Raw genomic sequence first — 6,366 nt, 5'->3', positions numbered from 1 at the left:
CTGAGTCAGCTGCCGGTAATGCGTAGTCATCTGCGCTTGAATCCTTCGGTGTGAGAGCCTGGATTCTACCGGTGGCTGGCTCTCTGCCTCTCGTTTCAAGCGTTGCGCTTATTCTATGAATTCAGGCCCAAAAATAGCCCAAGCCATTGTGAGTACCGGGTTGATCTCCTCGATCCCAAAGATGCAAAAGCTTACGATCTGACTGACTGCGTAGCAATTTACCGATCAATCGGATTACTGTTGGAGAATTATAGCGACAAGGAGAAGCACTTAACCTTGATTCAAAAAATTGTGCATATACAAGGGTGTCTCGGTATAAGCTATTCTGGACAACATCGGGAAGGCGATATCTATTTCGTTGGTGTGAACGCAGGTTTAAATATTTACACGATTGAGAAAACACTCATTCGTATAGAAAACGTACTTAATTCAATACTTTTCTACACTGGAAATGATGCACTACCACAAATTCATCACAAAGGACAAGGCTCACTTATACGTGATGCCCTGTATGACACAATTACCAACTACCATAGAGCAAAAGGTGGTATTGAAATTAGGTATACAATTGAAGCTCTTCCGTTTCTTCATCAATTATATGAGGATAGTCAAATTCATTTCGTCGTAACGGAGAGGCTGCTAGAAGAAAGCTATATAGCGTTAGTAGAGTTGTTTTCAAGTCACGACGAGATGGCGAAGTTAAATGACCATGACTACGCGGATAGACTCACAGACATAATTCTTTACGAACTGAATTCGGCAAAAAAAATATACGCTTCAGAACCTGACCATATGACTATACTGCAAAGAATTGAGAATACCAATTGGTGTGCAATGGAGTCTCTTGGCGTTACAGTGTGATTGAATATTATTATCTATGTATTGATAGCGTGCTCCCGATTAGGGAGCAAACGCTCGCGACCGTAGTTATCAAATGTTAGACGACTGAAACTCCAATGAAGAGAGTTAACAGTATTGTGAAAAAAAAGAATAAAAATATTATCGAATAGCTGATGCAAAATTTTCGTCAGAAATTCGCAAAAACTCTCTCAGATATACGGTTAAGTCTTGAACAGTAATATACTTAGCACAAGTTCCTCTGGCCTGCGACACAACCCTAGGCAAACAGCTCTCAATCCAATATTTCAAAAAAACGTTGGAGCTAATAGACGGCGGTAGACGCACTCTAAAAACACAATCAGATACTAAGTACTCACCCTCTTCGACAGTAACGGCTCGCCCAACAACCCTACTACCTACGCGGCTAATTAAAATATCACCCTTGGTAGCTATTAAGAGTTTCTTGCCTATAATCATAGTCGACTTTAAAGGAATAGGGGCAACGCCAATCGCACTGTTAGAAAAGCCGCTTGTATGATAGAAAGGCAAACCTAGTGATCTACATTCCTTGCCCGAAAGTTGTCCTCTTTTTATCGAGAAGCCATCTGAGTCCGAATAGGGTTGGCATCCAGCATTTAACTCTTTCAAACCAAGGTTAAAGTCGGACTGCTGTTTTGCTACCGATGCTCCAGAAGTATCTATAAAAGTGAAGCTTTCATCTGACTTACCCTTCTTCAGTATAACTATGTAAGTTTTAGCCTCGGTTCCTTTGAAGGCACCGCTGCCAATTTCGGCTACAGCAACCACACTACAAAACTTTAATAACCTAGAACGAAATTTTATAAAAGCAGCCGAACAAACAATCAACTCTGGAAGAATGAAAGCCACACAGGCTGAGTCAGCCATCAATCTCAGATACTGCAAAACGAAGAGTACTTCGCTTCTGATGCGTAAACCGCTGAACACATCACGCAGCCCAAACGCTTCTAGGATGGAAATATCATAATCAGAAACTTTCCTCCATGAAAAAGGAGGATTGCTAACAGCAAAATCGAAACTAGAAAACTTGCCCAGAAATATACTTTCGAAGGACTCGGAAAGGACATCAATATTATAATGCTTTCCTTTAAAGCTTGATTTCAATTTCGACACGTTTAGCGGATCAAGTTCACATGTGGTTATTTTTATTTTTGGCCACTTCCGGATTATAGGAAGCAAAAGAGCCCCTTCGCCTGCACTAAGCTCTATACATTGCCGTGGCGTCATAGGAGGTAACATTGAGGCCAATCTTTCCCCAATCCCCTCTTCAGTGTAATATTGCTCCAATGACACCAAAAAAACCTCATAAAATGACGCTACAAAATACCAAAAAATAGCGGCCCTGTAAAGGAAACAGGTAATGAAAAGTACGCAAGAAGAGTTGGACTTTAAAGAGCTTGAGTCTCATGAGTTCGAAGAAAGAGCAGACTATCTCCCTGATAGCTATATTAAGGACAAGACAGCCAAGGGGCAGTATTTTGATGAAATACAAAAAAAATTATTCCAAGTAGGTGCGAAGCTGCTTATTGGCCCACGGGGCACAGGTAAAACTCACCACATGAGACTTGCCTACATTAGTTGCAAAGAAGACAAGGCTAAGCCTTTGCCCATATATGTCTCTTTCAATCATTACCTTCGCTTAGAAACTTATCTTAATGAAACATCCAACGCGATTGGGGTATTTCACGCTTGGGTGCTTAGCAAGATCCTTCTGGATTGTCTAAGAACCTATAACATAACTCCAGAGCAGGCCGAACTAGAACCTAAAAACCTTCAGGATTTTATCGAAGCGGTTGAAAAACAGCAATATAACTCAACTCATGACGCTATTGTACAAATCATCTCAGTAGAAAAAACTCAAGGCTATATAGAAGATGCAATTCAAGTAGCCGGAAGAAAGCGTGCAGTTTTATTGCTAGATGATGCGGCACTTACGCTGACGCCGGAATACATGGTTGAGTTTTTTGAAATTTTCAGAAGTTTAAAAACAGCCCATATTTCGCCGAAGGCTTCTGTTTATCCGGGAACGACTCAGTACGGCCCACGCTTTCACCTAGGTCATGACGCTGAGCCTATTCACGTTTGGCTCAATGTTGAGAATCCCAAATATATTGAGTTCATGAGTTCGTTAACTGAAAACAGATTTGAATCCGATATAACTATTCCTCAAGAAATCCTTACGCTATTTAAGTATGCGGCATTTGGCATTCCAAGAGCCTATATTATGATGGTGAGGGAGTATCAACAATTAAAAACAACTAGTACGCAGTCGAAGTTTAATAAAGTAATTTCTGACAGAAAAAAATACATGTTGGCAGAGTATTTGTCTATTGGCGATAAGCTCAAACAATATCAGGGCATGATCGGACTGGGGAGTGAGTTTTTAAATAACACGGTTGCCAATTTAAAGAAATTCAATCATGAGCGAATCGATAGGGATGAAAACACTTTCGAAAAGGTTATCGCCGTCGGCGTAACCGGTATCCCACCGAAAGCGGAGAGGATGATTAGGTTTTTAATCGAAGCTGGTTTGCTCTACGAAACTGACGATATTTCACATGGTCCGGGAAGAAAATTAAGGCGTTTCATCCCACACATTGTTCTTTTACTTGAAGGCAGAGTGCTCACTAAAAGCAGAGGGTTTAAATCGTCTGAACTGCTAGAGATACTGAAAAGAAAATCCGCAAAGCATCCGTCGAGGCCGTCGTTTGAGGCAATCATAGCTAAAGACAAATTATCTATGCTAAACCTCAATCTCCCACCTTGTCATAACTGTCAAGCGGAACGCATGACTGAAAAGCAGAAGTTCTGCCATGAGTGTGGCAAGCCTTTAATCGATCACTCGACATTTAAAGAATGCATGGCAAAACCACTTAATGAACTTCCTTTGACGAAATTTCAAATTAAAGCGATTGACACATTTACTAGCTTCAAAACCGTCGAGGATGTTATTCGGAGTCAAGATCCCGCTAATGAGCTTCAAAAAGCACACAGGGTCAAAGCTGCTAGGGCGGAAGATATATATAGAAGAATTAATCAATGGGTTAATGAGTTTCTAGTATGAAAGCCAAGCAAACGCCGTACAAGAGCCTCGTGTCTGGTCCAAGGACCTCATCCAAGTTTGACTCAACGATTTATTTTAGAGATGTCGAGCTAATAGACTCATCGCCGATTGAACGCTTTATTAGTCAGCGTGAAATTTTAACAAAAATTCTTGGCAAAGAAGATGACTCTGAAGAATGGAGAATCAAAGCAAACCTTGCGATTATTGGAATTGTATCAGGCGTTGAATCATATTTCCGAGCAATAATTAGACGAGTTCTCATATCTGATGAGGACTCTAGAGCACACAGCTACAGAAATAAGGTCTCTTACGGGGCTGTTCTTTTCCATCTCTCTCATTTATTGCCAGAGGCGTTACTTGAAGACAGCACATTCGTGAGTAAAGAAACAATATTAAGAAATGTAAAAAGCTTTCTAGGGCTACCAATTAACCCTCAGCAGGTTCCTGCTCTGGATACTGCTCTTGATGAGTTTGAAAAAGTTTGTCATCTCAGGCACTGTATAGCTCATCGCTCAGGACTTTTAGGTTCAAAAAACGCCATCGAGTTAGGGCTTGATAAGTTTTCTATTTATTTAGAGAAGCCCATATCGCCAACGCTCGATTCAGTCAATAATGTATTTAATATCTGCCAGAATTTAGTTCTCGAATTCAATGATCAGATATTTGATTGTATTGTTACGCGTTCGATTCCCAAAGGAATCTGGACTGGTGACCTGAGGAAAGATAAAAAAATCTATTCAGCTCTTTTCGCGACTTTTTCACCTACACCTAACGACATGGATGAGTTAAGAAAGTCTTATCGAAGTTTTACTAACCACTTCGGAATCTAAAGTTTGTCGATGCGGCTCAGGCTTTAAGTGTTTCTTTGCGTGTTCGTAAAGTTCCTTATAAATATAGCCGTAAATAGGTTGGAAGGGTGAAAATAAGATTTTAGTTTCTGGCTTGAAGTCATGTATTTTCGGATATGTTTTGAAGTTATTGTGTAGATCAGCTATCTTGTATATTAACTAGATTATTTGGGAGGCATGCATGGAAAGCATGAGTTGGGACAAACTGCTGAATAACACTCGTCTTGGAGGTCGGCCTCCTAAGTCTGAGTTAGGCCGTTCGCCTTTTCACTCAGACCATGACAAGGTGATTTTTTCTGGTGCTTTCAGACGCCTTGCAAGAAAGACTCAGGTACATCCGCTCGCCACTAATGACCATGTTCATAATCGTCTCACGCATAGCTTAGAAGTTGCCTGTGTTGGACGCACACTAGGTGTGAGAGTAGGCCAAGAGCTTCTGAATGAAAGGCTTATCCCTGAACAACATTCGGCTTCTGATATTGGTGATATTGTCCAAACTGCTTGTCTTGCTCATGACATTGGCAACCCTCCCTTTGGGCACACAGGTGAAGAGGCTATACGTCACTGGTTCTCCAATGATGTCGGGGCAAAGATAATTGAGCGGCTTCCATTCAATGAAGCTGCTGACTTGCGTAGGTTTGAAGGTAATGCCCAAGGGTTTAGGGTTTTAACTACCTCAGAGTATCATCCCTATGAAGGGGGGATGCGTCTAACCTATGCGTCACTTGGAGCTTTTATTAAGTATCCTTGGCTGGCAGGGGATGCTCTTAACATGCAAAGGCCGATTCAGAATAAATACGGTATTTACTGCTCTGAGTTGGGTTTGTTTAATGAAGTGGCTGATGCTACTGGTTTGTTAAAGCTGGGTGATGGTTGGCGGTGTCGCCATCCACTGGCTAATTTGATGGAAGTCTCTGATGACTTCTGCTATGCCATTCTTGATTTAGAGGATGGTGTAGAGATGGGTATCCTTGACTGGGATAAAGTCTTTGAAATTTTATGCCTTGTCCTTAGCGACTACCAGAAGGATCAACTTGTCAAAGAAATTCAAGGCATGAAAGTTGGCCGTAGGCTCTCTATGGTTCGTGGAAAAGTTATTTCAGCTTTTGTAGATGCTGGAGCGACGGCCTTCATGAATAACCATAATGAAATTATGACAGGTAAGGTGTTAGGTATCTTAGACCTTTGTGATAAGAACGTGCGTGAATGTGTATCAGCCGCCAAGGGTCTTGCTCGTGATGAAATTTTCCAACATCCGAGGAAGGTTGAGTTAGAAATCGGGGCTTACAGCACAATTTCTACGCTTCTTAACGTTAGCTGTTCTGCAGCTTTGGAATATGTCAGAAAGGGCGGTGTGGCTGATTCGAAGACTAGAAGGGTGGTTGAGCTTCTTGGGTTAGACTTGAAGAATTTAGATGCTAGCGGGGCTGTTTCCAAGGAGTACGGTGCAATCATGCAGGTTCTGGATTACGTGAGCGGTATGACAGATAACTATGCCATGCACTTGGCTCGACAGTTTAGTGGTATGGGGGGGGAGCGAATCTAGGTGGCTTGGCTCGCTGGATCGGTGGTAAA

At 41.7% G+C, this 6,366-nt stretch carries 5 protein-coding genes; 4 read left to right on the top strand and 1 reads right to left on the bottom strand.

Annotation, left to right across the window (positions count from 1 at the left end; genetic code table 11):
* Positions 1 to 276: 276 nt before the first annotated feature.
* Positions 277 to 861, top strand: coding sequence for a hypothetical protein (locus AC19YT_RS09590; RefSeq protein ID WP_500610152.1), 585 nt, complete (start codon positions 277 to 279; stop codon positions 859 to 861).
* Between the two features lie 138 nt (positions 862 to 999).
* On the opposite strand, the gene AC19YT_RS09585 is transcribed toward AC19YT_RS09590, so the two are convergent.
* Positions 1,000 to 2,172: an N-6 DNA methylase gene (locus AC19YT_RS09585; protein WP_500610151.1), complete on the bottom strand. Its 1,173-nt coding sequence runs from the start codon at positions 2,170 to 2,172 to the stop codon at positions 1,000 to 1,002.
* Between the two features lie 67 nt (positions 2,173 to 2,239).
* Between AC19YT_RS09585 and AC19YT_RS09580 the strand changes: the two genes are divergently transcribed.
* The 3 genes from AC19YT_RS09580 to AC19YT_RS09570 all read left to right on the top strand — a co-directional run bounded on the left by AC19YT_RS09580 (position 2,240) and on the right by AC19YT_RS09570 (position 6,337).
* A complete protein-coding gene (locus AC19YT_RS09580) occupies positions 2,240 to 3,943 on the top strand; it encodes a hypothetical protein (protein ID WP_500610150.1) in 1,704 nt (567 codons plus the stop codon).
* Entirely contained in the window at positions 3,940 to 4,773 is an 834-nt protein-coding gene (locus tag AC19YT_RS09575; RefSeq protein ID WP_500610149.1) for a hypothetical protein, read from the top strand. Before AC19YT_RS09580 ends, AC19YT_RS09575 begins: the two co-directional genes overlap by 4 nt.
* Before the next feature lie 199 nt (positions 4,774 to 4,972).
* Positions 4,973 to 6,337, top strand: a complete 1,365-nt coding sequence (locus AC19YT_RS09570; RefSeq protein WP_498325264.1) for a deoxyguanosinetriphosphate triphosphohydrolase — start codon at positions 4,973 to 4,975, stop codon at positions 6,335 to 6,337.
* Positions 6,338 to 6,366: the final 29 nt, after the last annotated feature.

Source organism: Pseudomonas sp. MF08875, assembly GCF_059862525.1.
Note: the sequence above shows the minus strand (reverse complement) of the source record. Positions and strands in the feature narration are given on the sequence as shown.

Excerpts from the sequence above, each read along its gene's own strand:
- AC19YT_RS09575 (WP_500610149.1), top strand. The coding sequence starts at position 3,940 with ATGAAAGCCAAGCAAACGCCGTACAAGAGCCTCGTGTCTGGTCCAAGG.
- AC19YT_RS09570 (WP_498325264.1), top strand. The coding sequence starts at position 4,973 with ATGGAAAGCATGAGTTGGGACAAACTGCTGAATAACACTCGTCTTGGA.
- AC19YT_RS09580 (WP_500610150.1), top strand. The coding sequence starts at position 2,240 with ATGAAAAGTACGCAAGAAGAGTTGGACTTTAAAGAGCTTGAGTCTCAT.